Origin of the sequence: Bacillus sp. FSL K6-3149, from assembly GCF_038630515.1 — a bacterium.
GTDB lineage: Bacteria > Bacillota > Bacilli > Bacillales > Bacillaceae > Bacillus > Bacillus pumilus.
Map to the genome: position 1 here is coordinate 130805 of NZ_CP152034.1, position 24238 is coordinate 155042.

General features: G+C 41.6%; 27 protein-coding genes and 1 pseudogene. 9 read left to right on the forward strand and 19 right to left on the reverse strand.

Going from position 1 to position 24238, the window contains the following annotated elements:
- Positions 1 to 69: 69 nt before the first annotated feature.
- Positions 70 to 1287 carry an NAD(P)/FAD-dependent oxidoreductase gene (locus MHB83_RS00735; RefSeq protein ID WP_161792789.1) on the reverse strand — a complete coding sequence of 406 codons (1218 nt, stop codon included), beginning with the start codon at positions 1285 to 1287 and terminating at the stop codon, positions 70 to 72.
- 390 nt (positions 1288 to 1677) lie between these two features.
- Between MHB83_RS00735 and yumC the strand changes: the two genes are divergently transcribed.
- On the forward strand, positions 1678 to 2676 hold the full coding sequence (gene yumC / locus MHB83_RS00740; RefSeq protein WP_003212844.1) for a ferredoxin--NADP reductase 2: 999 nt from the start codon (positions 1678 to 1680) through the stop codon (positions 2674 to 2676).
- A gap of 46 nt (positions 2677 to 2722) precedes the next feature.
- Here the strand turns inward: yumC and MHB83_RS00745 are convergent, their stop codons facing one another.
- The gene (locus MHB83_RS00745; protein ID WP_044140840.1) at positions 2723 to 2929 is read right to left on the reverse strand and encodes a hypothetical protein; all 207 of its coding nucleotides are present in this window, start codon (positions 2927 to 2929) and stop codon (positions 2723 to 2725) included.
- Between the two features lie 195 nt (positions 2930 to 3124).
- Here MHB83_RS00745 and MHB83_RS00750 point away from each other — a divergent pair, with 195 nt between their 5' ends.
- From MHB83_RS00750 to MHB83_RS00760, 3 genes are all read left to right on the forward strand, one after another.
- Positions 3125 to 3541: a hypothetical protein gene (locus tag MHB83_RS00750; RefSeq protein ID WP_284907307.1), complete on the forward strand. Its 417-nt coding sequence runs from the start codon at positions 3125 to 3127 to the stop codon at positions 3539 to 3541.
- Positions 3542 to 3775: 234 nt separating this feature from the next.
- Entirely contained in the window at positions 3776 to 4543 is a 768-nt protein-coding gene (locus tag MHB83_RS00755; RefSeq protein ID WP_199852783.1) for a MerR family transcriptional regulator, read from the forward strand.
- Positions 4527 to 5423, forward strand: coding sequence for a DUF2268 domain-containing protein (locus MHB83_RS00760; RefSeq protein WP_342496548.1), 897 nt, complete (start codon positions 4527 to 4529; stop codon positions 5421 to 5423). Before MHB83_RS00755 ends, MHB83_RS00760 begins: the two co-directional genes overlap by 17 nt.
- A gap of 153 nt (positions 5424 to 5576) precedes the next feature.
- On the opposite strand, the gene erpA is transcribed toward MHB83_RS00760, so the two are convergent.
- The 3 genes from erpA to MHB83_RS00775 all read right to left on the reverse strand — a co-directional run bounded on the left by erpA (position 5577) and on the right by MHB83_RS00775 (position 7374).
- On the reverse strand, positions 5577 to 5939 hold the full coding sequence (gene erpA, locus MHB83_RS00765) for an iron-sulfur cluster insertion protein ErpA (protein WP_012011138.1): 363 nt from the start codon (positions 5937 to 5939) through the stop codon (positions 5577 to 5579).
- A 73-nt stretch (positions 5940 to 6012) separates the two neighbouring features.
- Positions 6013 to 6867, reverse strand: a complete 855-nt coding sequence (gene dapF, locus MHB83_RS00770) for a diaminopimelate epimerase (protein WP_342496549.1) — start codon at positions 6865 to 6867, stop codon at positions 6013 to 6015.
- Between the two features lie 270 nt (positions 6868 to 7137).
- Positions 7138 to 7374, reverse strand: a complete 237-nt coding sequence (locus tag MHB83_RS00775; RefSeq protein ID WP_003213414.1) for a YuzB family protein — start codon at positions 7372 to 7374, stop codon at positions 7138 to 7140.
- A gap of 255 nt (positions 7375 to 7629) precedes the next feature.
- On the opposite strand from MHB83_RS00775, the gene MHB83_RS00780 reads away from it, so the two are divergent.
- Positions 7630 to 8697, forward strand: coding sequence for an NAD(P)/FAD-dependent oxidoreductase (locus MHB83_RS00780; protein ID WP_050944064.1), 1068 nt, complete (start codon positions 7630 to 7632; stop codon positions 8695 to 8697).
- Positions 8698 to 8747: 50 nt separating this feature from the next.
- Here MHB83_RS00780 and MHB83_RS00785 read toward each other — a convergent pair whose 3' ends face one another.
- Positions 8748 to 8978, reverse strand: a complete 231-nt coding sequence (locus MHB83_RS00785) for a hypothetical protein (RefSeq protein ID WP_003213664.1) — start codon at positions 8976 to 8978, stop codon at positions 8748 to 8750.
- 99 nt (positions 8979 to 9077) lie between these two features.
- Positions 9078 to 9407 (reverse strand): YuzD family protein, encoded by a 330-nt coding sequence (locus MHB83_RS00790; RefSeq protein WP_003212989.1) that lies wholly within the window; start codon positions 9405 to 9407, stop codon positions 9078 to 9080.
- 121 nt (positions 9408 to 9528) lie between these two features.
- On the opposite strand from MHB83_RS00790, the pseudogene MHB83_RS00795 reads away from it, so the two are divergent.
- Positions 9529 to 9828: pseudogene (locus MHB83_RS00795) on the forward strand (NifU family protein).
- A 211-nt stretch (positions 9829 to 10039) separates the two neighbouring features.
- Here MHB83_RS00795 and MHB83_RS00800 read toward each other — a convergent pair.
- The 6 genes from MHB83_RS00800 to yutH all read right to left on the reverse strand — a co-directional run bounded on the left by MHB83_RS00800 (position 10040) and on the right by yutH (position 17910).
- On the reverse strand, positions 10040 to 12010 hold the full coding sequence (locus tag MHB83_RS00800) for a S9 family peptidase (protein ID WP_342496550.1): 1971 nt from the start codon (positions 12008 to 12010) through the stop codon (positions 10040 to 10042).
- 302 nt (positions 12011 to 12312) lie between these two features.
- Positions 12313 to 13245 carry a homoserine kinase gene (gene thrB / locus MHB83_RS00805; protein ID WP_034620114.1) on the reverse strand — a complete coding sequence of 311 codons (933 nt, stop codon included), beginning with the start codon at positions 13243 to 13245 and terminating at the stop codon, positions 12313 to 12315.
- Positions 13242 to 14303: a threonine synthase gene (gene thrC / locus MHB83_RS00810; protein ID WP_044140848.1), complete on the reverse strand. Its 1062-nt coding sequence runs from the start codon at positions 14301 to 14303 to the stop codon at positions 13242 to 13244. Before thrC ends, thrB begins: the two co-directional genes overlap by 4 nt.
- Positions 14303 to 15604, reverse strand: a complete 1302-nt coding sequence (locus tag MHB83_RS00815) for a homoserine dehydrogenase (RefSeq protein ID WP_003213524.1) — start codon at positions 15602 to 15604, stop codon at positions 14303 to 14305. Before MHB83_RS00815 ends, thrC begins: the two co-directional genes overlap by 1 nt.
- A gap of 208 nt (positions 15605 to 15812) precedes the next feature.
- Positions 15813 to 16796, reverse strand: coding sequence for a D-glycerate dehydrogenase (locus MHB83_RS00820; protein WP_342496551.1), 984 nt, complete (start codon positions 16794 to 16796; stop codon positions 15813 to 15815).
- Between the two features lie 85 nt (positions 16797 to 16881).
- A complete protein-coding gene (yutH, locus tag MHB83_RS00825; protein WP_342496552.1) occupies positions 16882 to 17910 on the reverse strand; it encodes a spore coat putative kinase YutH in 1029 nt (342 codons plus the stop codon).
- A gap of 114 nt (positions 17911 to 18024) precedes the next feature.
- Between yutH and MHB83_RS00830 the strand changes: the two genes are divergently transcribed.
- Positions 18025 to 18525: a phosphatidylglycerophosphatase A gene (locus tag MHB83_RS00830; protein ID WP_106066291.1), complete on the forward strand. Its 501-nt coding sequence runs from the start codon at positions 18025 to 18027 to the stop codon at positions 18523 to 18525.
- Positions 18526 to 18566: 41 nt separating this feature from the next.
- Here the strand turns inward: MHB83_RS00830 and MHB83_RS00835 are convergent, their stop codons facing one another.
- The 3 genes from MHB83_RS00835 to MHB83_RS00845 are packed head-to-tail and all read right to left on the reverse strand — an operon-like array spanning position 18567 to position 20088.
- Positions 18567 to 19340 (reverse strand): TIGR01457 family HAD-type hydrolase, encoded by a 774-nt coding sequence (locus MHB83_RS00835; RefSeq protein WP_137054515.1) that lies wholly within the window; start codon positions 19338 to 19340, stop codon positions 18567 to 18569.
- A gap of 18 nt (positions 19341 to 19358) precedes the next feature.
- On the reverse strand, positions 19359 to 19793 hold the full coding sequence (locus tag MHB83_RS00840; protein ID WP_212045767.1) for a DUF86 domain-containing protein: 435 nt from the start codon (positions 19791 to 19793) through the stop codon (positions 19359 to 19361).
- A gap of 19 nt (positions 19794 to 19812) precedes the next feature.
- Positions 19813 to 20088 (reverse strand): YutD family protein, encoded by a 276-nt coding sequence (locus MHB83_RS00845; RefSeq protein ID WP_003213192.1) that lies wholly within the window; start codon positions 20086 to 20088, stop codon positions 19813 to 19815.
- A gap of 120 nt (positions 20089 to 20208) precedes the next feature.
- On the opposite strand from MHB83_RS00845, the gene MHB83_RS00850 reads away from it, so the two are divergent.
- Positions 20209 to 20844, forward strand: coding sequence for a YhcN/YlaJ family sporulation lipoprotein (locus tag MHB83_RS00850; protein WP_050944070.1), 636 nt, complete (start codon positions 20209 to 20211; stop codon positions 20842 to 20844).
- A gap of 38 nt (positions 20845 to 20882) precedes the next feature.
- On the opposite strand, the gene lipA is transcribed toward MHB83_RS00850, so the two are convergent.
- Positions 20883 to 21779 (reverse strand): lipoyl synthase, encoded by an 897-nt coding sequence (lipA, locus tag MHB83_RS00855; protein WP_034317455.1) that lies wholly within the window; start codon positions 21777 to 21779, stop codon positions 20883 to 20885.
- A gap of 327 nt (positions 21780 to 22106) precedes the next feature.
- Between lipA and MHB83_RS00860 the strand changes: the two genes are divergently transcribed.
- Complete coding sequence (locus tag MHB83_RS00860; RefSeq protein WP_249118194.1) at positions 22107 to 23051, forward strand: M23 family metallopeptidase; 945 nt, start codon at positions 22107 to 22109, stop codon at positions 23049 to 23051.
- Between the two features lie 56 nt (positions 23052 to 23107).
- Here MHB83_RS00860 and MHB83_RS00865 read toward each other — a convergent pair whose 3' ends face one another.
- Both MHB83_RS00865 and yunB read right to left on the reverse strand, forming a co-directional pair.
- Positions 23108 to 23338, reverse strand: a complete 231-nt coding sequence (locus MHB83_RS00865; RefSeq protein ID WP_106029280.1) for a hypothetical protein — start codon at positions 23336 to 23338, stop codon at positions 23108 to 23110.
- A gap of 128 nt (positions 23339 to 23466) precedes the next feature.
- Positions 23467 to 24237, reverse strand: a complete 771-nt coding sequence (yunB, locus tag MHB83_RS00870; protein ID WP_003213497.1) for a sporulation protein YunB — start codon at positions 24235 to 24237, stop codon at positions 23467 to 23469.
- Between the last annotated feature and the right edge of the window lies 1 nt (position 24238).

The following is a 24238-nucleotide window of genomic DNA, read 5'->3' on the forward strand; positions in this document are numbered from 1 at the left end:
ATAACCAAGTAAGAAAATATGTCAAAAAAAACGTGTATCACGAGGATACACGTTTTTGTCTATATCGGTTTAGAAGAACTTGAATTTTCCTTTTTTCAGAACAAGTCCTGGTCCGCCAACCATGAATAAAGAACGGTTGTCGATGATTTTCTTCATTGCTGAAGCTTTTGTTCCTTGAAGTTTTTTACCAAACGCAACACCTACAGCGTCGTGTTCACCAAGAGAAGCAACTGTTCCTTTGATGTCTGGCTTAAAGCTTTCAAGAGAACCACCTTTCACTAGTGCGGCAAGGTTTTTCGCTACTGTTTCACCTTGCTGCATTGCGATTTGTGCAGTTGGTGGGTATGGACGGTTGATTTCTTCATTGATGATCAATGAACAGTCACCGATGATGAATACATCATCATTTTCTGGTACACGAAGATCTGGAGATACTTTTACGCGGCCGCGCATGTTTTCAAATCCAGCTTCTTCAACGATTGGGTTACCGCGTACACCAGCAGCCCAAACAACAGTTTCAGCTTTGATTTCTTCAGTATCATCGTCTTTTCCAACAATGATGCCTTCAGGCGTACATTCTTTGATCGCTGTACCAATTTTGAACTCAACGCCTTTACCTTGAAGGTAGTTCATTGCATAGTCGATCAATGCAGGATCGAATCCTGGAAGAGCTGTTGGTGCAGCTTCTACACAGATGATGCGCACATCTTTTTGATCAATATCATACTCTTTGCAAAGCTCAGGCACACGGTTTCCAAGCTCACCAAGGAACTCAATACCTGTGAAGCCCGCACCGCCGACAACGATTGTCAAGCGCTCTGGACGTTTTTCAGCTTCCGTATTATACGTCGCAAATTGAAGCTCAATATGCTCACGAAGCTGACGAGCAGAGTTGATGTTAGAGATTGAGAATGCATATTCTTTCAGTCCTGCAATACCAAATGTTTCAGGAACAGCACCAAGCGCAACAACAAGGTAGTCGTAAGAAAGTTCGCCATCTGATGTCACGACTTTCTTCTCTTCCTTATTAATGCTTTCAACTGTTGCTTGTACAAAGTTGACACGGGAACTGTTAATCACATCTTTGATTTGATAACGACAGCGGTCATGATGAAGTGTACCTGCACTTGCTTCATGTAACCATGTTGTTTCGTAATGATAATTATGCTTGTTCACAAGAGTAATGTCCGCATCATTTGTGCCAAGCTGTTTTGTTAATCTTGTTACAGTCATTAATCCGCCATAACCTGCACCTAATACAACGATTTTCGGTTTATTCACTGGAATCACATCCACCTTTTTTAAATTTGCTGTAAAACGGATAAAGAATTACATATCGTTATTCTCAACCGCTTTGCGGCATTTTATGAAATTTAAACAAAAAATAAGTATGTGAAAATCTGAACTTTCACCTACATAAAACGAAAGCATTTGACCGTATCCGACAAAAATTCATAAAAAATTAATATTTAGTTCCCTTAACAATAATAGCGAGTTCTGATCCAATTTTCAAGGCTTTAAACTGAAAATCCTTATGATAAACGGTCTTTCTCACTTTTTCCTCTTTTTCAAAGCTTCGGCATCAAAAAACGACAAGTTTTTCAAAACAAGTCAAACGACGATGTGTGGTATGATATGATATAGTGATAACAATTTTCATTTGGGAGGATTAAAGGAATGCAAGAAGATTCTAAGGTATATGACATTACCGTTATCGGGGGCGGCCCAGTAGGATTGTTTACTGCGTTTTACGGTGGCATGAGACAGGCAAGTGTGAAAATCATTGAAAGCCTTCCTCAGCTCGGCGGTCAATTATCCGCTCTTTACCCTGAAAAATACATTTATGATGTGGCTGGTTTTCCAAAAATCCGCGCACAAGAATTAATTGATAACTTAAAGGAACAAATGGATAAATTTGATCAAACCATTTGCTTAGAGCAAGCAGTTGAAACGGTTGAAAAACAGGCAGATGGTATCTTTAAACTTGTGACAAATCAAGAGGTTCATTATTCTAAAACGATCATCATCACAGCTGGTAACGGTGCATTCCAACCGAGAAAGCTTGAACTAGATGCAGCAGAATCATTTGAAGGAAGCAACCTGCATTACTTCATTAATGATTTGAATCAATTTGCTGGCAGACGTGTCGCTGTTCTTGGCGGCGGAGACTCTGCGGTGGACTGGGCACTGATGCTTGAACCTATCGCAAAAGAGGTTTCCATTATTCACCGCCGCGATAAATTCCGTGCACATGAGCACAGTGTAGAAAACCTGCACAATTCGAAAGTCAATGTCGTGACGCCATTTGTCCCAACCGAGCTCATTGGTGAAGACCGCATTGAACAGATTGTGCTAGAAGAAGTCAAAGGCGACAAAAAACAAGTGCTTGATGTGGACGACGTGATCGTCAACTTCGGTTTTGTTTCCTCTCTTGGACCAATTAAGCAATGGGGTCTTGAAATCGAAAAGAACTCGATCGTCGTGAAATCCACAATGGAAACAAACATTGAAGGCTTCTATGCGGCAGGAGACATTTGTACGTATGAAGGAAAAGTCAAATTGATTGCCAGCGGATTTGGTGAAGCACCAACGGCTGTCAACAATGCGAAAGCCTACATGGACCCGAAAGCCCGTGTACAGCCTCTTCATTCCACAAGCTTATTTGAAAACAAATAAGCGAAATCAAAAAAAGGAGTTCCCACTAGCGGAACTCCTTTTTCGTTTATTTAAAAATCCCAATATAGGCATTCGCCATTCCAAGTACCATTGCAGCAAGCAGCACCACAACAATCCCTGCCACAACCAAAATCACCCGATCTTTTACACGTTCCTTTTTCGGAAGCGGCTTCTCAATCCCGCAAGCTGGACACGTTTTAGAACGATACGGAATCAGTTCATGACAGTTCCTGCAATTGATTTGTTCACTCAAACCTCAGCAACCTCTTTTCTACCTACAGTTTATGTTTGGTTCTCATGATACTCTTTTCGGGTGGAAATAGCCAGTTGTGAGAGCAAGCTGTAACAAAATTGAGCGATTTATAAATTGTTGAAGAGAGAATGAAGGTTTTATCTGATCAACCGATATAGGAAAAGAAGAAGATCATAATGAAGGATAGGTGGAAAAATGTTAAAGCGTTTCATGATCAGTTTGATCTTGTTACTGATGATTGGTGGCTCAGTTGAGCTGTTTGCAAAAGACTATAACAAACATTATGCGCAGTTCGCAGCAGGACTGAATATTGATGTTGATCAACTAGAACCTTTTTTAAAGCGTGTGTCCACTTCCGTTTTAGATTCTGGTTTGAGTGATCAAGAAATCAAACAGATACTCTCTAAAGTCCAAAAAATGAATAAAAACAATGAAACGAAAAAAGTGGGTACTTTTGAAGTAATGTATCATGAAAAACCAGCAAATATTAAAATTGTGATTGAAGTCCATGTGGAAGATGGCAATAAAGAAGTGGTGATCTATATGTTTAGCACCCAAGAGCTGGTGGATGTCTTGGATAAAGAGCTGTTGAAAATAGAAGAAGCAATATGAGAAAGAGACACTGGATGAGTGTCTTTTTTTAAATTTCTTCTCCACCTTTAACATCACATGCTGTTCCACTTAGTCATTTCCAATCATGTCATTATTTTAATAGGCTTAGATTAAGTGAAATCCCCAAAATTAATCAGGTTATTTTAATAACAAATTTTCCATTCATCAATCCTTTTTCTATTGACCCTCACGTAACGTCATATTTTATAGTGATATCAAGAGAGGTGAATTGAAATGAAAGTAAAAGAAGTAGCTGAATTGTTTGGTATTAGTATTCGGACACTTCATCATTACGATCAGATTGGCTTATTGATTCCGAAAGAAGTCACAGATAATCGTTATCGACTCTATTCAGAAGAAAACCTTGAAACATTACAGCAGATATTATTTTTCAGAGAACTTGGATTTCCATTGAAGGAAATAAAAAAGATGATGCATAATCCTTCATTTGAGAAGAAAGAAGCATTTATTTTACAAAGAAAAATGTTAATAGAGAAACGAGATAAATTTGATAAAATGATCGAAAATATTGATAAGACGCTACAGCATTTGATGGGAGAATCTCTCTACACCCATAAAGAAAGGTTCGAGAATATGAATATGAAATTTAGTCAATATGGAGAAGAAGCTCGTCACCGTTGGGGAAATGAAACTGTTGATCAAGTCAGCTCAAAACTAAATCATTTGTCTAAAGATGAACAAATTGAATTATCTGATAGCTGGGATAGCATATTTAATAAACTAGCCTCTCTTCGCAATCATTCCCCTAAATCCAAAGAGGTGCAAATCGTAATCAAACAATGGTACGACTTTTTAAACAAAAACTTTAGTTATTACTCTCTTGATGCTTTTTACGGTTTAGGCCAACTCTATATTCAAGATGAACGTTTCACAAAGAATATAGATCAATATGGTGAGGGCTTGGCATCATTTATGAGCGAAGCGATGAAAGTCTTTACTACTCTTCATAAAAGAGGGAACAGCTATGAAAATTATGATTGAGAATACAATCGATCAATACGAAAAATTATTCTCAACGAAACACAATAAAGAACGTTTTTTCCAACACACCATGATGAAACCTTTTGAAAAGATGTGGAATATGATTAACGTTCCGCTAAAAGCTAAACACCAAAATGGATATGATGTAATAATGGCAACCAAGATGCTTGGCTATCTTGATGTAACAGATACACAAACTGGACAACAGGCATTGAAGAGACTACGAGAAATTCAGGCTCTTCAAACAGCAGATATCACCTTAAACCATTGTATGGATTTCATAGAAAAGCACAACCTTCAAATAAATGCTGATGAGTTGAGATTTGGTCTATATATAGCTGATCCGAAAAAGCTTGAACTGCAAAAAGGATATTGTGGCTTTGGGGGAATTCCTGGATTTATTCAAGTATCACTATATCCAAATTCATATAATATCCCTAGAATTCCTGCTCTCATTGCACATGAATTCCATCATAATATCCGTTTTTCACATTTTGAATGGGATTACGGAAACGTCACGGTTGGAGATTATTTAATTATAGAGGGTTTAGCTGAATCATTTGTAAAAGAGCTTTATGGTGAACATGTGTTAGGACCTTGGGTCACTTCTTTTGATAAAGAGGAATTAGACTATTCAAAAGAAGTGATAAAAGAGGCTTTACATACAAAAGGGTTTGCTGAGGTCAGCAGTTATATGTTTGGTGATATCATTGCAAAAGAACAAGGCTTTCAGCCTGTCGGATTATCACCCTTTGCAGGCTATGCAGTAGGCTATCAAGCTGTACAATCTTTTATGAGAAAAAATAATATAGGAATAGAAGAAGCCACCTTACTTGGTACAGATGAAATATTAAGAAATTGCGAACTTTTTTATACTTAAATACCATACAAAAAAAAGACGGTGCTGAGTGATTTAAGTTATCTCCCCTTTTCACATCTTTAATACAATACAAAAAAACCTCCTCGAATCATAACCAATTTGAGGAGGTTTTAAATATTCAATATGGATTTACAAAATTAATTGTTACTAACCTTAACACTCTTCCGGCGTACCGGTATTTGTCGCTGTTCTGAAAGAAGAACCGCATCCGCATGAAGCAATCGCGTTCGGATTATCAATAGTGAAACCGCCGCCCATTAGTGATTGTTTGAAATCAATGATAGTGCCGTTCATGATATCAAGGCTTTCGGAGTCGACAAGGACCTGGATGCCTTGCTGTTCGAACTGCGTGTCTTTCTCTGAAACTTCATGGTCAAAGCCCATTCCGTATGAAAGACCGCTACAGCCGCCGCCTTTTACGCCAACTCGTAGGAACGCATTTTCTTCTTCATGCTCTTTCATCATATCTTTAATCTGCAGTGCAGCAGCTTCTGTAATGGTTACTGGTGTACTCATGATCATCCCTCCTTTTGACTGGATGTTTCTTTTCAATTATAAACCTGATGGTGCCTTTTCTCAAATAAATGGTTTACAGATAAAATGTGCCGTCACAAATCGTTTCAGCAGGCCCTGTCATGAGCACATGGTCGTTGTCTTTCCAGCGAATGATGAGATCTCCGCCTGCTAAGTGAACCGTCATGTCCGTTTCTTTTTTCGCCTGTCCATTCACAATCGTGGATACGGCAGCCGCGCAAGCTCCCGTTCCGCAGGCTTGAGTAATACCAGACCCTCTTTCCCACACACGAAAATGCAGTTCTGTTTCACTGACCACTTCTACAAATTCTACATTGACGCCTTCCGGGAACATGTCGTGTTTTTCGATGATTGGCCCAATTGTATCAAGCGGTGCCTTTTCAATGTCCTCCAGATAAAAAACGATGTGCGGATTTCCCATTGAAACAGCCGTTCCATTTAAGGTCGTCGTGCCAAAATCAAGCGGTTCATTAATCGTTGTGCTTGCTGGTTCGCCAAGCATCGGCATCGCTTCTTTTTCAAAACGAGGCTTTCCCATATCTACTGTCACTAAATGTACGTGACCATCCTGCACATGAACGGTCGCTTCAACGAGTCCTGACAATGTCTCAATCTGGAACGTTGTGTCTGTTACGATTTGATGCTCATACACATATTTAGCCACACAGCGCAGACCGTTACCGCAGTTTTTCCCCTCTGAACCATCATTGTTGAAAATGCGCATTTTCACAGGTGCAGCATCTGATGGACAAATAAGGATCATTCCGTCTGAACCGATTCCTGTATAAACAGAAGAAACCTGGATCGCTATCTCTGATAGCTGCTCTTCTGGAAGCTGTTCCTTCATCTGATTGACGTATATATAATTATTTCCTAATCCGTGCATTTTCGTGAATTGAAATGATGTCATGAGCTTCCTCCAAAAATGTTGTTTCTTTATAGTATAAAAGGAGTCGATTCAGGAGACAATCTTATCATCCCCCGTTTTTCATACATAAAAGCTCTTTGCTGCCATGGCAAGGGGCTTTTATTATGCATATGCCTCATTTTCTCTCGTGTGATGCTTCATTTTAATGATATTTTATTAGCATAACATATTGGATGCGCTTTCTATTCATTCTCCTTAAAAATGGAAACTTAAAATATGAAAAAAATGCACCTCATGACCCATGTGGTGCATTTAAAACATCTCATTTTCCTCTATAAAAGCATAAATACGCTCAACTAGCTGCTCTGCATTTTCTCCGGAAACAAATTCTCCATTCACGAGTGCAAATGGGGAGTCCATACATTTGCCGCAATAGCTTAAACAGCCGTATTCCATAACGTCTAGGTTTGGGTCTTTATCAAGCTTCTCTTTTGCTTCTTGAGACCCTTGCGCAAGATTACTTACACAAAATTCGATCAGTGGGAACACTTTGCTTCACCTCACATTGCTTTACCATCCTACCGAAATTCCTTCTATTAGTCAAAACATGAGCTTCACCTGTATCGTTACGCCTATTCCTCATAAAATGTTTTACTATTTAGGACTAACTAATGAATATGTAGGTTATTTTGAAACAATTATTGTGGTTTCACAGTAAATTCGATATAATTTTATTTGGTATTTTAACTTAAAGTTTTTTAGTATAAGTGTTTTTCAATGTCTACGGGGAAAAGGAGAATCGTCATGAAAAATTTAGTCTTGATCGGCGGAGGTTACGGGAATATGCGGGTTCTCCACCGCTTATTGCCAAATCAATTACCTGATGATGTTACTATCACATTAATTGATCGAAATCCTTACCACTGTTTAAAAACAGAATATTATGCACTCGCTGCTGGAACGATCTCTGATCATCACATTCGAGTATCTTTTCCAGAGCATCCGAAGCTGGATATTCAATATGGGGAAGTAGAAAAAATTGATATTGAAAACAAACAGATCTTATTCAGCGACCGTGAACCCATTCCTTATGACGACACGGTGATTGGACTCGGCTGTGAGGACAAGTATCATAATGTCCCTGGTGCGAAAGAACATACATACAGCATTCAAACCATTGATCAGTCAAGACATACGTATAACAAATTAAACAATTTGGGTGCAGGTGCAACGGTTGGTATCGTCGGTGCTGGACTTAGCGGGGTAGAGCTAGCCAGTGAATTAAGAGAAAGCCGTGCTGATTTAAACATTATTCTTTTTGACCGCGGAGAGCTGATTCTATCAAGCTTCCCAAAAAGATTAAGTTTATATGTGCAAAAGTGGTTTGAAGAAAATGACGTAAAGATCATTAACTGTGCCAATATTACGAAGGTTGAAGAAGGTGTTGTTTACAACCATGATGACGCCATTGAAGCAGAGGTAATCGTATGGACAGCAGGCATTCAGCCAAGCAAAGTGGTACGGGAGATGGATGTTGAAAAGGACGTACAAGGCCGCGTCGTATTAACACCTCATCACAATCTCCCTGAAAATGAGCACGTCTATGTCGTGGGTGATTGCGCAAGTCTTCCGCATGCCCCAAGTGCACAGCTTGCCGAGGCGCAGGCAGAACAAATTGTCCAATCTCTGCAAAAACGCTGGAAAAACGAGCCGCTTCCTGAGGCTTATCCTCAGTTTAAGCTAAAAGGTGTCTTAGGCTCTTTAGGGAAAAAAGCCGGCTTTGGCTTAGTAGCAGATCGTCCACTTATTGGCCGTGTACCAAGACTTCTAAAATCCGGACTCCTTTGGATGTATAAGCATCACAATGGCTAACATCATGTGAATTTTATCTCAAAGCTCCTTCTCGTCGAGGGAGCTTTTTTCTATGAAACGGCATGTGCCGATGAACGGGTCCATTTGATCGGAGCAAGGGCAAGGATGCAGTCTTTACGAAACGTTCTCATCGTCTTTTTCGATAAACAATACGCTTGGATGAGCTGGTCTGTTTGACGGTGGACAATGATTTTACGCTTCGTGCACTCTCCGTTTTTCTTCATATAAATCATCTCAATTGGTATTTGCTGTTGAAGAGATTGTTTCAGTAAATAATTCATGATGCTCACGCTCCTTTCCTTTCATTATAATCGAACAAACGTTCTTTTTCAACCTAAAAAGGAACGTTTGTTCGATTATTTTCTCAAAAAAAGAACAGTTTATTCACTGCTCTCCGTGTAACCGTATTTCTCCATTTCTTGATAAATGTCTTTTAATTTTGGATTGCCCTCTCCGACAATTTGATCCTCCACTAAGACAAGCGGATAAAAGAATTCATCATCAAGAATTCGTTCAGACAATTCCTTTTGGTGTTCGTTTTCTGGTGGGTGCTCAATATCAATATATGTGATGCGAAACGGCTGATTTGGATATTTTCGTTTTAACGCTGCATCTAACCACTCAAATGTGTCTTTTGATGAAGGCAGATTCACGCAGCTAGCGCAAAGTACATCTCTTCCATATACATAAAGATCGACGGTTTGATTCATTTGACAAGCCCCCTATTCTTTCTTTATTTTAGCTGAATTTTCTGTATGAAAAAAGTCAAAATCACTTTTTGTTTCAAGATGAGATTGTGCTATAATGAGAAGGAAACTTTGAAACCAATCAATAGATTTTTATCGTCCAGATGAATATAATGGTGATATGTTGTGAAAGGAGCGATTGTATCTAATGACTGAAGTCGAAATGAAAGACCAAGTACAGGAAGTACTAGACAAACTTCGTCCATTTCTATTACGTGATGGTGGAGACTGTGAGCTTGTAGACATTGAAGATGGCATTGTCAAATTGCGTCTTCTTGGTGCATGCGGCAGCTGCCCAAGTTCAACCATTACATTGAAAGCCGGTATTGAGCGCGCATTATTAGAAGAAGTGCCTGGCGTTGTAGAAGTTGAACAGGTTTTCTAATTCATATATGACATGAAAACGACCCAAATTCGGGTCGTTTTTTTCAGTATTAGCCTTTTTCAGCGTGATATGAAAACCCTTGAATTCTAGGAAGGACGAGTACTGGCGCGGAGCGAATTGATATTCGTGAGCACCAGCACGCAGGACTGACACGGAATGCGAGGGTTTGTCATCACGCTGAAACGACCCGATTTGGGTCGTTTTTTTATTATTAGCTTAGCTTCTCTCTAAACCAATCCTTTATAAAGGTCAGTCTTTGAATACGCTGCCCCGGATGGCCGCTTCTGGATAAATCATGAGATGCTTTCGGGAATTTGACGAGCCTTGTGTCTTTCCCAAGCTCCTTCAGTGCTACAAAAAGCTGTTCTGCTTGATCGACTGGGCAGCGATAGTCTTCGTCGCTGTGTAGGATGAGAAGCGGCGTATTTACCTGCTTCACATACTTTAGCGGCGAACGATCCCATAGCTTATCGGCTGAATCATAAATATCCCCATCCATCTGCCACCTTGTGAAATAATAACCGATATCACTGATGCCATAAAAGCTAATCCAGTTTGAAATGGACCGCTGTGTGACGGCTGCGCGAAAACGGTCGGTCTGTCCGACAATCCAGTTGGTCATAAAACCGCCATAGCTGCCGCCTGTCACTCCAAGTCTTGTTTCATCAAGGAAATCATAGGCTTTCAGCACATGATCAACAGCCTGCATGACATCCTCATAATCAACGTCACCATAACTCCCTCTCACACGGTCGGTAAACATTTGTCCGTATCCATGACTGCCATGAGGATTGATATATACGATGGCATAGCCTTCCGCGGCAAGCATTTGAAATTCATGAAAATACGTATAACCATACATGGCATGCGGCCCGCCATGAATTTCTAAAATAAGCGGATAAGTCTTCCCCTCTTCCAATTGGGATGGCTTCATAAACCAGCCATGCACCTCGTCGCCTTCTTTTGACTGAAATGAAAATGGCTCTGGTACCGATAGGACATGCTCCTTGAGGAATTCATCATGCTCGAACGTGATTCGCTTTAGATCCGCCTCCCCTAATGTCAGCTCATACAGCTCACTTGGAGAAACGGAAGACAGCCGGCTCAGCAGCAATTTGGATTCATCTGGATGAAGGCTGAAGTTTGTGATATGTTCTGCCTCTAATCGAATAGGATAGGCTAAGCCTTCAACAGAGAAATAATAAATCCCTGTACTGCCTTGATCAGAAACAAGCGCATAAAACCCTTGGCTATCCTTTGTCCACTGCGGAAGCTGATTGGCTTCGCCCATAACACTATCCCCTGCCATACAGTTGCCCACATACATATCGAGCATTTCTGACAACTGAACGACGTTTCCCTCCTTCAGATCATACAGCCATAATGCTGGGAACGTAGCATTTTGAAATTCTCGCTCATGTCCGATATACACGAGGCTTTCTCCATTAGGAGCAAAAGACACGGTGGAATAAGCGCCTGATGATTGTGTGATTTTCTTTGTCGTACCTTCCTCTAATGATCGGAGGCACACGTCACTTATGTAAGGTTTCTGAGGATTTGATTGAATATAGGCAAGCCATTTCCCGCACGGAGAGAGCGTGTGATTCACATGATGATGCTGTCCGCTCGTAACTGCCTCGATCTCTCCTGAATGAACATCCACTTGAATGATCTGCGTAAAACGCCCATCTAAAAAACCTCTGCCATCTGCTTTATAGGTTAAATCATCATATACCGCAGGAGCGAAATCATCTCCCTCTTCCTTTTTTTCATCATGTATAGACTCTGTTTGTTTCAGTGACACAGCCGCATAAATGAAAGCTCCATTTGGTGAAAAGACAGGATGAGATACTCCGTATGGAATCGACGTTAAGGTACGCACACCGCCTCCCTCGCTCTGAATCAGTGCAAGCTGGGGAGCTTCCTTTGGCTTTTGCAAAATAAACGCAAGCTGCCTGCTGTCTTTTGACCACACTGGCTGATGATGCTTTCCATCCTCAAATGTCCATTGTGACAGCTCCTCTGTCTCTTCATCTCGAACCCATAAATGGATGTTGTAATCGTCCTTTTTGTCATTCACCGTGACCTTTGTAAAAACCGCCTTTTTTCCATCTGGTGAATAAACCGGATGAGAAACAGAAACAATCTTCGTTAAATCTTCTGCTGTCATCAATTTCTTCATGAATGTATCTCCTCCTTTTATGCATAAAAAATAGTTCGATCCTCTAAATAATAATCCCTGCTTCATTTTATAAAAACAAGAATAAAAAAAGAACGTGCATTTTTACAGCACGTTCTCGGGTTATTGAAAAAGGGCTAAAATGATCTTTATTTTAGCTCTTTTTCTTCTTTTCAGCGTGATAGAAAACCTTTGCAGTCTAGGAAGGACGAGTACTGGAGCGGAGCGAATTAATATTCGTGAGCACCAGCACGCAGGACTGACACCGAATGCGAGGGTTTGCCTACACGCTGGAACGTGCATTTTTACAGCACGTTCTTTACTTGATTGACTGGATCATGCTCCACGACAACACCTTCTACTGGTACTGTCAGCAAATCTACTTCGCAATGCGGGAAGTTTTGGGCAAGCTGCTTTTTCAGCGCTTCTCCCTTCCCTTTTTCAACTAAGGTTAAGATTGTCGGACCAGCACCGCTTAATGCCGTTCCATACGCTCCTTTTAGCGAAGCGACATGCTCTACCTTCGACAGCTCTGGGACGAGCATTGTGCGGTAAGGCTGATGAAATAAATCCTTATTCATCATTTCTCCAACAAGCGGCCAGTTTTGCGTCATTAAGGCGGCAACAAGCACGTTGCTCACAGCACTCGCACTGACAGCATGTTTATAGGAAAAATCCTCTGGCAGGACATCACGGGCATCCTTTGTCAGTACTTCATAAAAAGGAATCACGACAACAACATCTATATCCACATGCTTCACTTTGACAGCATGTGTCTTGTCTTCTTCATGAAGACCAATCAGTAAACCTCCGAATAAAGAAGCACCCGCATTATCTGGATGACCTTCTACCTCACTTGCAAAAAAGAGCTTTTGATCATCCGGCATATTTAATTCGAGAAGCTGATTGGCTAGCTCAATGGCTGCCACAATTGCAGCAGCACTGCTGCCCAGCCCCCGTGCCAATGGAATATCACTCCACACTTTGACATAAACAGGCGGGAGTGTTTTTCCAAAGTGATCTGCGACCTTTTTGGCTGTTTGATAAATGAGGTTGTCGGTGCCTGATGGAATTCCAGACACGACATCTGATTCTGCTTCAAACAGCCAGCTATCATGGTCATAGACCGATAGCTTTAAATAGCGGCTGAGCGCCATTCCAACTGAATCAAAGCCTGGTCCTAAATTGGCAGTGCTTCCCGGTACTGTGATTGAAAAAAGCATGGAGGCTTTACTCATACGCGCGCGGCCTTTTCTAAGTGTTCAAGAATTTGATCTTCATCTGCATCAAGTGTGACCGGCTTAATTTGTGAAATATCAATGGCCGTATTCGGATCTTTCAATCCGTTGCCTGTTAATACCGCAACAACTTTACTGCCTGGCTTGATTTCTCCGGATTTCACCTGCTTTAGCACACCTGCGATAGACGCACATGAGCCTGGCTCTGCAAACACACCTTCTTCACGAGCAATCAATTGATATGCATGAAGAATTTCTTCGTCTGTCACTTCATCAATCTTTCCGTTTGATTCATCTGCCGCTGCCACAGCTTGTTTCCAGCTTGCAGGATTTCCGATACGGATGGCAGTTGCCACTGTTTCTGGCTGTTCAATCACTTCATTTCGCACGATCGCTGCTGCGCCTTCTGCTTCAAAGCCGCGCATAACAGGCAGTCCAGTTCCTTTTTTCTCATGGTATTCCTTGAAGCCTTTCCAGTAGGCGGTAATATTCCCCGCATTTCCAACAGGAATCGCCAGTACGTCCGGGGCCGAGCCTAGCTGCTCACAGATTTCAAATGCCGCCGTTTTTTGTCCTTCAATTCGGTACGGATTGACAGAGTTAACAAGGGCAATCGGCGATTTTTCACAGATGCTGCGGACGATTTTCAGTGCATCATCAAAGTTACCGTCAATTGCAATGATCTCTGCTCCGTACATCACAGCCTGTGCAAGCTTGCCAAAGGCAATTTTTCCGTCTGGAATGATGACGATACATTTCATATCAGCACGAGCAGCATAAGCCGCTGCCGCTGCAGAAGTATTCCCTGTCGAAGCACACATGACCGTATCATTGCCTTCTTCTTTTGCCTTTGCAACAGCCATGACCATCCCGCGGTCCTTGAAAGAGCCTGTTGGATTGACGCCTTCTGTTTTCACATGAAGCTCAATCCCTAGCTTTTCCGAAAGCTTGGCAAGGTGGATCAGCGGTGTATTCCCTTCATTTAATGTTAGTTTTGGTGTTGATTCGTTTACTGGTAAGAATTCTTGGAATTCTTCAATAAGTCCATTCCACTTCATCAGCTTAAACCGTTCCCTTCTACTCGGTACGTGCTCTTCACTTGAACCACCACGTCGAGATCGTTTAATTTTTGCAGGATATTTGAGAAATCTTCTTCTGAGGTCCGGTGTGTAATAATCACAATTTCAGCCAGCTCATCATGCCCTTTCACAGGAAGCTGAAGGATCTTTTCAAAGCTGATGCCTCTTTCAGAAAAAATAGATGTAATGCGGGAAAATGCCCCGACTTGATCTCTAACATGAATTCTTAAAAATTGCTGAGCAAATACTTCCGACGGTGATTTGATCTTTTTCTCAAACTCCGGTGCGATAAATCCGCTTCCGTTCACGCCAAGGCGCATGTTTTTCATGACTGCGACTAAGTCTGATACCACAGCGGTTGCCGTTGGCAGACTTCCAGCTCCAGGTCCGTAAAACATCGTTTCCCCTACAGCACTCCCATAGACATACACCGCATTGAATTCATTGTTGACTGATGATAACGGATGGTGATCAGGGAGTAAGGTTGGCTGGACACTGACTTCCACTTTCTCTCCGTCCCGCTGGGCAATTCCGATCAGCTTCATTGTGTAGCCAAATCGTTTACTGAAATTAATGTCTTCATCAGAAACGTCAGAAATGCCTCTCACCTTCACATCGTCTAATTCCACATTCATGGAAAAACCGAGTCTTGCAAGAATCGCCATTTTCCTTGCTGCATCCAGTCCTTCTACATCAGCTGTCGGGTCTGCTTCTGCAAAGCCAAGATCCTGCGCTTCTTTTAAGACATCCTCATATGCGCTTTTATCGACGTTCATTTTCGTTAATATAAAATTGGTTGTGCCGTTCACAATTCCCATCATTTTCGTAATTCGGTCAGATGCCAATCCTTCCTCCAGCGTACGCAGAATCGGAATTCCTCCGGCGACACTTGCTTCATAATAAAGATCACAGCCATTTTCTTTCGCCACATGTAAAAGCTCTGTTCCGTAAAGTGCCATTAAATCTTTATTGGCGGTAATGACATGCTTCTTTTCATTTAACGCATCTATTAAATATTGTTTTGTCTCTTCAATGCCGCCCATCACTTCAATAATGACGTCGACCTCTGGATCTCTAATCACATCGTATACTTCAGTTGTGAAGACTTCTCTTGCCACATCCACATCTCTCTTTTTATCGGGATTGCTCACAAGCACTTTTTGTATTAATACCGGACAGCCGATCTGGTGCATTAATTTATCCTGATGATCTTGGATAATCTTGACGACACCGCTTCCCACTGTTCCTAATCCTAATAGTCCAACTCGAATTGCCTTCACCTGAAATTCCACCTTTCTCCGTCAATGTCCTCTCTAAAAAGACATTTGTTAACCTAACACAGACATTCAATGTACACACATTATAAAGGGGTATCCTCATTTTGACAAGGTAATAAAATATGAGATTGTTAGAATGAAACCGCTTAACAGCTATTTATATCAAGATTCTATATTTTCAAAATATTTTTGTCAGAAAAGCTCCCGAAACTCAGGGAGCCTGAAATGATGAACGAACCGGCGTTTTGGCTTGCTGACCTTGTAGGACAAGCGCAATATTCTCAGCACATAAACGCATCATCGTTTTTCTCGTTTCGACACTTGCACTTCCAATATGAGGGAGAACCGTGACGTTACGTAATGTTGTTAACGGATGAGATGGGCTGACAGGCTCCTGTCTAAATACATCCAGACCAGCGCCGGCAATTTTTCCTGTCGTGACTGCCTCATATAAAGCATCCTCATCCACAGTCTGTCCTCTTGATACGTTAATAAAATAAGCAGAGTTCTTCATCAGATCAAATGCCTTTTCATTAAACATGTCTTTCGTTTCTGGGGTTAACGGCGTCAGGCAGACGATGAAATCAGACTGCGTGAGCAAGTCCTCAAAAGCCGCATAGGTCACGCCGAGCTGCGCTTCTGCCTCTGGCTTTCTTGACCGGTTATGGTACAGCACCTTCATGTCAAAGCCTGCTGCCCGCTTGGCAAGCGCTGTTCCGATACTGCCCATGCCGACAATTCCAAGGGTTTTGTGATGAACATCAGCTCCTGCAAGAAGAAGCGGTCCCCAGCCTGTCCAATTTCCTTCCTTAATCCAATCACTCGCCTCGACAATCCGTCTAGCTGACGCCATCAGAAGGGCAAAAGCTAAATCAGCCGTGGATTCCGTTAATACATCAGGCGTATGACAAATGGTGATGTTGCGCTTATTAGCGGCTTCAAGATCAATATTGTCATAACCCACAGCAAGGTTTGCGATCACCTTAACATGTGGAGCCTTTGATAAAAGGGCTTCATCTACTTGATCTGACAGCATGGTGAGAAGCGCATCCGCTTTCGCTGCTTGTTTTTCTAATTCTTCTCGTGGACATGGCTCATCTTCGCTTGGCCACATATCGATATGAGCGACTTCTTTTAGTGGTGTAAGTGATGCTTCATCCAGCTTTCTTGTGATATAGACATAAGGTTTCGTCAAGAAGAACACTCCTTTGATTGATTTCTTTAAGCATAACGAAAAACGCCTCAAGAGAAAAGAGACGTTTCATCTGTTCACTGAAACTTCAAATCAGTGGACCTGTGATCCAATCAACAGGTGGAATGAGGCTCCCGCCGCTTCGCATGGCACTCATTTCTTGAAAGACCTTTAGAAAGTATTCATAGCGATTGGCATCATTTAAGACGTAATCTAGCCGTTCTTCATAATATGATTTTTCATTTTCTCCCGACATGTAGTAGCCTTCCACAATTTCAAAGTAATGAAGCGGGAACAACAGGCGGCTGTATAACAAACGCTTAGAAAAGGAAGAAAGTGGTGTCACCTGCTCATATTGCTGTAGAAAAGAGAAGCCCTCCTCAATTAAATCTTCCTTATGCTGGACAAAGGTTTCTCTTAAGTATTCGGCAATATCCCGGGTTGGATGATCAAAGACCCAATCTACAGGTAAACGAAGCGGCTGCTCATGCGGCCATGTCCTTCGCGAAAAACGCTGGTGGCAGACAGTGCCTGAGTCACATTCTTTCGGTTCATCATCCAGCTCAGTATCCACTAAATATTGAATGGCGTTTTCCGTTAATCCAAGATAATACGGAAAGGATTCGATGAATTTTTTTTCAAACCGTTCCAGTGGTTTTTGGTGCATTTGCTGCATCCAAAAGCCTTCAAGCTGATCTAGCCGTTTTGCCCATAATTCCTTCCACGCTCCCACACGTTTTGTTTCAGACACCTCATATGGAAAACCTCTTCCCCTGACATGAAAGGCCGCCAGCTCTGACGCCTGTTGAAACGAGCGGCTCGAGATCGGCGGTGCTGCCTTTAATAAAGCATACAGCTCCTTTCCATGAGTAAAGGTGGACTTCTCTTCATTTGTTAATTCAAACACAGCGACGTATGGGTCTCCGGCATTCAGTAAATACTGACTGATATGAAACAGCTCTGTGAGTTCTTCTTCTCGCAAATGAGACACAGGAACAATGATAAAGAGAGCCTCCGACGTTTGAAAGCTCTGATAACTGCCATATGGCATAAGTTGACGCACATCAATACCAAATGTGTGATAAATGGTTTCTTTCATGTTTTCACCTGCGTTCATATGATCGATCTCTTATCATATCGTAGTCGCAGGTTGAGGGATTTATGAATACTATTTACTATCCGAAGCTTTTTACACGTTGTGGACAAATTACGAGGATTGGGTGAGGAATATATGCCACATCATCATGAGATGAACGAAGTAGAAAAAACAGCAAGACGCCGTTTACAAGAACGAGGCGTATCCATTCAAGATATAGCAGACCTTGTCTACTTTTTACAGGAAAAATATCATCCTGGCTTAGACATGACAGAATGCATCCACAATGTGGAGCGTGTCATCGCAAAACGAGAAGTCCAAAATGCGATATTAACTGGCGTCGAACTAGACGTACTCGCCGAGCAAAAAAAACTGACCGAGCCGCTTCAATCCATTCTAGAAACAGACGAAAGCCTGTATGGTGTTGATGAAATTTTATCGTTTGCTATCGTCAATATTTATGGTTCGATCGGCTTTACGAATTACGGATATATCGATAAAGAAAAACCAGGAATTCTCGGGACACTCAACGATAAATCCACAGGGGAGTGCCACACCTTTTTAGATGACATTGTCGGCGCCATTGCTGCTGCAGCATCAAGCAGGCTGGCACATAGTGCAAGAAATGTGGAATAAAGCAAAAAAGAGGACGCGCGCGTAACGCTTGTCCTCTTTTTTTATGATAATCGTTCAATCCACTCAGATAATGAATCAATGACATAGGTTGGCTGTTTGTCATATTTCTGAAGCAGCTCTTTTGTTGTCACGCCTGTATGAACGAGCAATGTGTCCATTCCTGCATTCATCCCTGCCATAATATCCGTATCATAGTTATCGCCTACCATGAGCGTCTCAGACACATCCGTCCCGAGCACTCGCATGGCTTGTTCCATGATGATCGATTCTGGCTTCCCGATAAATGTTGGCTGGACTGTAGTAGTCACGGTCAATACAGATGTTAACGAGCCGTTGCCTGGCAAAAGCCCTCTTTCGGTTGGAATAGCAATGTCTCCATTTGTTGAGACAAATTGTGCGCCTTGACGGATGGCAATCGCACCGACTGCGAATTTTTCATATGTAATGCTGCGATCAATTCCAACAACAACGAAATCAGCGTCTTCCTGACCAAACGTCAGCCCTTTTTCTTCAATGGCCTGCTTGATTCCTTCTTCACCGATGACGTAAACAGACGCGTCTTTCTTTTGTTCGGCAATATAATTGGCTGTTGCCATACTTGTTGTAAAGACTTGTTCTTCTGTTGCTGGGATATCGAATGAAACAAGTTTTTCTGCTACCTGCTTTGGCGTACGTGACGAGTTATTCGTGACAAACAAGTAGGGAATGTTTAGCTCATTTAACTTTTGAACAAATTGACCTGCTTCTTCGATCTTTTCTGTTCCTTTATACATGGTTCCGTCTAAATCAATTAAATAGCCTTTGTATTTCATGATGTTCACAACTCCAATGGATTATTTAAACGCTGATACTGGGCCTAGCTCCTGCTCTAAGTAGGTACGGATGCGGTTTGGGAAAACCTGTAGCGCATGCTCAACCTCGCTGATCACCTGCAGCAAGTCGTGATGAGCCACTTCTTGGTATTGCTGTACAAGTGTTTTGCGGCACGAGACAAGCTTTTTCAGCTGACTGCCTTCCTCTTCTGGTACAACCTTTTCATCAACAAGAATATCCATGATGTCATCATAGCTTCCTGGATCACGCATAATAAAGCCATCAATCATGTCATTTCCCGTATCAAGAATACATTCGACGAGCAAATGGACAATTCGTTCCAGCGCTTTTTTCTCTAGTGGACTTGTCCATGTTTGATGACTACGCATCAACTCATATTGCTCCTCGAAAAAACGTAATGTCTCTTCAATTTTTTTTCTGTCTACGAAATACATCATGACGCTCCCCTTTGCGTTATTTTCTGATTCGTTTTAAGACAAAATAGGCACAGCCAAAATTACAGTATTCATAAATGTATTCATCGAGTGTGCTGATTTTTGTATCAAATGTGGCCTTTTGGTTTTGGTCATCAAAGAACCCCTTCAATCTCAGCTGATTGTAGCCCCAATCCCCCACAATATAATCGTACTTATTTAAAATATCTGAGTACCTCGCTTTAAACGCTTCTTCATCAAAACCATCTTTAATATCTCTTACAAGATCAAAAGTAGCATTCTGAATGACGATCATCTTCTCACCTCTTTTTAAACGATCCATCTTTAATGATAATTCATTGGAAGAACTCCATCAATTGCTAAAGCATGTTTTTTCCGATTTAGCCGAAGCTAAAGAAAAAAGGAGGTCACATTTATGAAGAAACAACTGACAGCCGCGATTCTTCTCAGCATGCTTTTAGGCGGGTGCGGCTTTCAATCAGGTATGAACCGGCAAGTGGATGAAGATTCTTCAAGTAAAACCATCCGTCTGTCAGATCGTCATGAAGGAAATAATTCCAACATGCCAGAAGCAGACACAAACAGAGCAGGGTATGTTCGTTATCAGCACCAGCAAGTAACGGATCAGAAAGAAAGAACACCTGCTTTAAATCGCGAGCATCTTGCCCACGTCATTACAAGTTTAACTGTGCAGCTGCCAAACATCAAAGATGCAGCCACACTTGTGACAGATGAGGATGCACTGATTGTGTATCGAACAGGAAACAAAAACCGGGATGAATCTGCCGATCAAGTAAAGAAAACGGCGGTTTCTGTTCTCCCTCGTTATTATCATGTATACGTCTCTGATAATCCAGAGCACTTTCAATCCATTGCCAATTTTTCACGTCTTCAAACCAATTCACGTGATTTTGATCAAATCTTAACCAAAACAATTCAACAAATGAAGTATTCCCCTCAAGGTGGAGATATTTCTACGAAAGAAGATGCAAATGGTATGACGAATTCCGACCGTACCATGAGAAGAAATGCCCCTTACGGCCAAAATTAATACGAGAAAAAACGCCAGAGAGCTCTGGCGTTTTCTTGTTATGCTTGCGCCTGACGCTTTTTAGACGCTTCATTTACTTGTTCATCTGCATGGTAGGAAGAGCGCACAAGCGGTCCAGCTTCACAATGGCTGAAGCCTTTTGACATGGCAATTTCTTTCAGCTCTGCAAACTCATCCGGATGATAGTATTTTTGAACTTTTAGATGTTTTTTCGAAGGCTGTAAATACTGACCAATCGCCATAATATCGACGTTGTTAGCAAGAAGATCATCCATGACTTCAATGATTTCTTCCTTCGTTTCACCGAGTCCAATCATAATGCTTGATTTCGTTGGAATGTCGGGCTGCATTTCTTTTGCACGGCGCAAGAATTCTAATGAACGATCATATGTAGCACGCGCACGAACCCTTGGCGTTAATCTGCGAACTGTTTCAATATTGTGATTTAAAATGTCAGGACGTGTGTCCATTAACGTCTTCAAATTATCGTAATTGCCGCCCATATCTGAAGGGAGAACTTCAATTGTCGTAAATGGGCTTTTTCTTCTAATGGCACGAACGGTTTCAGCAAACACACCTGCTCCGCCATCCTTTTGGTCATCCCTTGCAACCGCTGTTATGACAGCATGCTTTAAGTTCATCAAAGCCACTGAATCTGCCACGCGTTCTGGCTCTTGCAGGTCTAGCTCAGTTGGAAGTCCAGTTTTCACCGCACAGAAACGGCATGCGCGCGTACAAACAGATCCAAGGATCATAAATGTAGCGGTTCTTCTCACTGCCCAGCATTCATGAATATTCGGACATTTTGCTTCCTCACAAACGGTATTCAGGTTGTTTTCCCGCATCATTTTTTTCAAACCGGTATAGTTTTCATTCGTATTCAGCTTAATTTTAAGCCAGTCCGGTTTTCTTACGTGCTCTTCCTTCTTTGCCAATTCCATCATCTCCATATGAATTCGTTAAAGGTGCATCTACAAAAATCTTCCTGCTATATACGATGGATGCAGCTAAGAAGCTGCAAAAAATTGAATCTTCGGCCTAAAGCCTTTTCTTTAGACACTTTAACATAGTACAGATTGAACAACAAGGGAATGAGCTGCAAAAATACCCAAAAGCCTCCTAAAAAAATCACAAGAAAATTACTAACATTTTCTTCTTATGAAATAGGGTGATCTAACCACACTAAACGGTAGAAGACGATGCTTGATGAAAGGAGATGGACGTTTGTGAAAGTGGTTTTAGCCATCATGATCGCTCTTTCAATGCTTCCTTTACCTGTTCATACGCAGGGGGAAGGCAAGCAGCCAGATGTACTGAAGCAGCGAATGGCACTTTACGAAAAAGTCGCCATCACGACACAAGTTCCATGGTATGTACTTGCTGCGGTTGATCAGTATGAGCACAATATTCGAAAAAGCAGAAGAGATTTACCGAAACAAAAAGGCGTCATTGGCATCTACATTCCCCGGGAAATGTGGATCGGCCCTGAAAACCCGAATAAGCAGGATACCTCTCCTTTAAGCATTAAAGTGTTTGATGGAATTGGACTTGATGGCAACGGGGATGGAAAAGCGAACAGCGATGACGATGAGGATGTATTATTCACGTTTGCTCAATACTTGCTTCATTACGGCAACAGCATTGATCAATTAAAAATTGCTTTATGGGACTATTATGGACGAGATCAAACCGTTGGAATCATTTCATCTTTTATGAAGCTATATCAGCACTATGGTCATCTTGACCTCGGAAAGCACGCTTTCCCTCTTCCAGTCGGAGCTGACTACAGCTACCGGAGTACATGGGGAGATGCAAGAGGATTTGGAGGCAGAAGAATTCATGAGGGTACGGATTTATTTGCCCATTATGGACTTCCCGTTCGTGCGACATCGTATGGTGTGATTGAAATGAAAGGCTGGAACCGCTTTGGCGGCTGGCGGATTGGGATTCGAGATATTCATAACCATTATCATTACTTCGCTCATTTAAATGGCTTTGCAAAAGGACTCAAAACAGGTCAAATTGTTGAACCCGGACAGGTCATTGGATCTGTCGGAAGCTCCGGTTATGGCCCCCCAGGCACAGCAGGAAAATTTCCGCCGCATCTTCACTATGGCATGTATAAAGACAATGGCAGAACTGAATGGTCTTTTGATCCATACCCTCATTTAAGGGCGTGGGAAAGAGCTGAGCGAAAACGACATTAAAGAAAAGGAGAAGTTTAGCGTTTTCGCACCCTTCTCCTTTTTCATGTCTAAGCAAGTTACTGCTCATTTTTCTCCTTCAAACCTAAAATTAAAAATAGAATTCCCATGATGAGAAAAATGAAATACACAACGGTTACTTCCAATGGAATCATGTCAAACATACCTCTAAAAATATTGATACTTAAGCTTTCATTTCTGACCAGTAAAATGGATGCTGTGATATATTTAGCACTAAATACTATAGCAAAAACCAAAAAGCAAATACCACTTACATAAAGTTTCTTCATAAAGCTCCCCCCCTAATAACAATTAAAATTGATCATGACACATTCATCTATATGGAATCAAGTAGTGAATGAGGTTTTTATTTACAATAAATGCACATCAAAAAACAGCCCTATCATTCCTTGGGCTGTTATTCTTTCTTCTCCTTTTTCTCTGGGAGAACAATCGATGGAGCGCCTGAGTTCGTTCCGCTGCCATTGTAATAATCTGGTACATCTCCTTGAACGGCTTGGATGGAGACGGGAACTGAATTTTTGACTACGATTGTTTCAGATGCAAACGGGATGATGACTCTCACCTTGACCTCAATTAGAACACTAATATCAATCAAGGCATTGTTGATGCCATAAGGCTTAATGTTTTTTTCAACGTCCGTATGCGGATCGCCAATGAGACTAAACCGTACAGGCACTTTTGGTCCTAGGTTGGCGATGAGTGCATTTCCGGACGCTTGCCCAAGCGGAATGTTATATATAATGCCGTCATGTCCATCTGTTTGATCCTTTAATGCTTCTTTTGCCTCTTTTTGAAAGTTCCCCTTTTCAATGTCCTCTAAATTTTTTTGAAGATGACGTGATAGGTCAGCCATTGCTTTAGATGTTGCTTGCGCATTAAAATCGATGGTCGTTACTTTTCCGTTCTCACTTGTATTCATAACCACCATATCCTTCATATTCTCCTGATCTTCTGCAAAGTCTTGGACGGAATATTGAATCAGATGATTGGCGATACGCTCTGTTTCTAGTTCAGCAATGTGAATAAGGGTTGGTTTAATGGAGCGGTTAATAAAAAATAGACTTATGACGGTTGAGAGTACAAAGAATAAGATCGCAAGCAGCATGACGTATCGGAATGGCAAAGGGCCCTTTTTATAGGGGCGATAGCGGCGGTTCATTCTCAAT

Excerpts from the sequence above, each read along its gene's own strand:
- yumC (WP_003212844.1), top strand. The coding sequence starts at position 1,678 with ATGCAAGAAGATTCTAAGGTATATGACATTACCGTTATCGGGGGCGGC.
- MHB83_RS00750 (WP_284907307.1), top strand. The coding sequence starts at position 3,125 with ATGTTAAAGCGTTTCATGATCAGTTTGATCTTGTTACTGATGATTGGT.
- MHB83_RS00755 (WP_199852783.1), top strand. The coding sequence starts at position 3,776 with ATGAAAGTAAAAGAAGTAGCTGAATTGTTTGGTATTAGTATTCGGACA.
- MHB83_RS00760 (WP_342496548.1), top strand. The coding sequence starts at position 4,527 with ATGAAAATTATGATTGAGAATACAATCGATCAATACGAAAAATTATTC.
- erpA (WP_012011138.1), bottom strand. The coding sequence starts at position 5,939 with ATGAGTACACCAGTAACCATTACAGAAGCTGCTGCACTGCAGATTAAA.
- dapF (WP_342496549.1), bottom strand. The coding sequence starts at position 6,867 with ATGACATCATTTCAATTCACGAAAATGCACGGATTAGGAAATAATTAT.
- MHB83_RS00780 (WP_050944064.1), top strand. The coding sequence starts at position 7,630 with ATGAAAAATTTAGTCTTGATCGGCGGAGGTTACGGGAATATGCGGGTT.
- MHB83_RS00785 (WP_003213664.1), bottom strand. The coding sequence starts at position 8,978 with ATGAATTATTTACTGAAACAATCTCTTCAACAGCAAATACCAATTGAG.
- MHB83_RS00790 (WP_003212989.1), bottom strand. The coding sequence starts at position 9,407 with ATGAATCAAACCGTCGATCTTTATGTATATGGAAGAGATGTACTTTGC.
- MHB83_RS00800 (WP_342496550.1), bottom strand. The coding sequence starts at position 12,010 with ATGAAGAAATTGATGACAGCAGAAGATTTAACGAAGATTGTTTCTGTT.
- thrB (WP_034620114.1), bottom strand. The coding sequence starts at position 13,245 with ATGAGTAAAGCCTCCATGCTTTTTTCAATCACAGTACCGGGAAGCACT.
- thrC (WP_044140848.1), bottom strand. The coding sequence starts at position 14,303 with ATGAAGTGGAATGGACTTATTGAAGAATTCCAAGAATTCTTACCAGTA.
- yutH (WP_342496552.1), bottom strand. The coding sequence starts at position 17,910 with ATGAACGCAGGTGAAAACATGAAAGAAACCATTTATCACACATTTGGT.
- MHB83_RS00830 (WP_106066291.1), top strand. The coding sequence starts at position 18,025 with ATGCCACATCATCATGAGATGAACGAAGTAGAAAAAACAGCAAGACGC.
- MHB83_RS00840 (WP_212045767.1), bottom strand. The coding sequence starts at position 19,793 with ATGTATTTCGTAGACAGAAAAAAAATTGAAGAGACATTACGTTTTTTC.
- MHB83_RS00845 (WP_003213192.1), bottom strand. The coding sequence starts at position 20,088 with ATGATCGTCATTCAGAATGCTACTTTTGATCTTGTAAGAGATATTAAA.
- MHB83_RS00850 (WP_050944070.1), top strand. The coding sequence starts at position 20,209 with ATGAAGAAACAACTGACAGCCGCGATTCTTCTCAGCATGCTTTTAGGC.
- MHB83_RS00860 (WP_249118194.1), top strand. The coding sequence starts at position 22,107 with ATGCTTCCTTTACCTGTTCATACGCAGGGGGAAGGCAAGCAGCCAGAT.
- MHB83_RS00865 (WP_106029280.1), bottom strand. The coding sequence starts at position 23,338 with ATGAAGAAACTTTATGTAAGTGGTATTTGCTTTTTGGTTTTTGCTATA.